Origin of the sequence: Neorhizobium petrolearium (genome assembly GCF_017873175.1) — a bacterium.
Classification (GTDB): Bacteria; Pseudomonadota; Alphaproteobacteria; order Rhizobiales; family Rhizobiaceae; genus Neorhizobium; species Neorhizobium petrolearium.
The window spans coordinates 1-1301 of the sequence record NZ_JAGGJW010000059.1; the positions used below are offsets into that span (position 1 = coordinate 1).

1 protein-coding gene is annotated in these 1301 nt (G+C 58.2%); it reads left to right on the forward strand.

The features are described from left to right. The first annotated feature begins 78 nt into the window (after positions 1–78). Complete coding sequence (locus tag J2046_RS33625) at positions 79–1266, forward strand: IS481 family transposase (RefSeq protein WP_210059146.1); 1188 nt, start codon at positions 79–81, stop codon at positions 1264–1266. The last annotated feature ends 35 nt before the right edge of the window (positions 1267–1301 follow it).

Below are 1301 nucleotides of genomic sequence, written 5' to 3' on the forward strand. Positions count from 1 at the left end.
GTGCCCAACCCGAGAGATAGGTGACGTTTCGTACCGGAGACATGGGTAACACTTTTCGCTTTTTGGCGGGAGGTGTTGATGCCGTGGAAAGCGACTTCGGTGATGGAGGAACGTCTACGTTTTGTCGCCCGGCTTCTGGAGGGCGACGGCATGAGCGATGTGTGCCGGGAGTTCGGCATCTCGCGCAAGACCGGTTACAAAATCTTCAATCGCTATAAGGACGACGGTCTGGAGGCCTTAACCGACCGATCTCGGCGTCCGGTGCGTTATGCCAACCAGTTGCCCGAGCCGGTCGAGGCGATGATCGTCTCATGCAAGAAGAACAAGCCGCATTGGGGTGCTAGGAAGATCCGGGAGCTTTTGGTGAAGCGCCTGGCCGGCGATGTGCGCGTGCCGTCCAAGAGTACGGTGCATGCCGTCCTCGATCGACATGGGCTGGTCGCCCATGCCCGTAAGCGGCAACGACATCGAGCCGAAGGGACAGCCTTGTCACAGGCATCGCTGCCCAACGATCTATGGTGCGCCGACTTCAAGGGCGAGTTCAAGCTTGGCAATGGCCAATACTGTTACCCGCTGACCGTCACCGACCAAGTATCCCGTTATCTTCTTTGCTGTGAAGCCTTCGAGTCGACGCGCGAGCAAGGTGTCTTCGACGCCTTTCGGCGGTTGTTTGTCGAGCGTGGCCTGCCGGCGGCGATCCGCAGCGACAACGGCTTGCCGTTTGCCAGTCCCAACGGCCTCTACAATCTCTCCAAACTGTCGGTGTGGTGGCTGCGGCTCGGGATCACGCTGGAGCGCATCAGGCCGGGCCGTCCCCAACAGAACGGCCGGCATGAGCGCATGCACCTGACGCTGAAGAAAGAGGCGACCAGACCACCCGGCAAAAACATCCTCCAGCAGCAGGCCCGCTTCGATGTTTTTGTCCGCGAATTCAATGAGGAGCGCCCTCACGAGGCACTGGACATGAAGGTGCCCGCAGATCTCTACACAGTCTCGTCGCAACCTTATCAAGGCCTGCCGGAAATCGACTACCCCTTCCACGACAGGGAGGCGCTGGTCACCAATTGCGGCCGCATCTGCATCTATCGCAAGAAGATCAACATCTCGACCGTGCTGGCCGGGCAGAAACTGGGTATCAAGGAAGTCGACGACGGTATTTGGCTCGTCAGCTTCATGCACTATGATCTGGGATATATCGACCTGGAGCAGCGAACTTTGCAAACCATCGACAATCCGTTCGGCACGAGATTGTCACCCATGTCTTAGGGACGATCTGTTACCTATGTCTCCGGTATGGACAA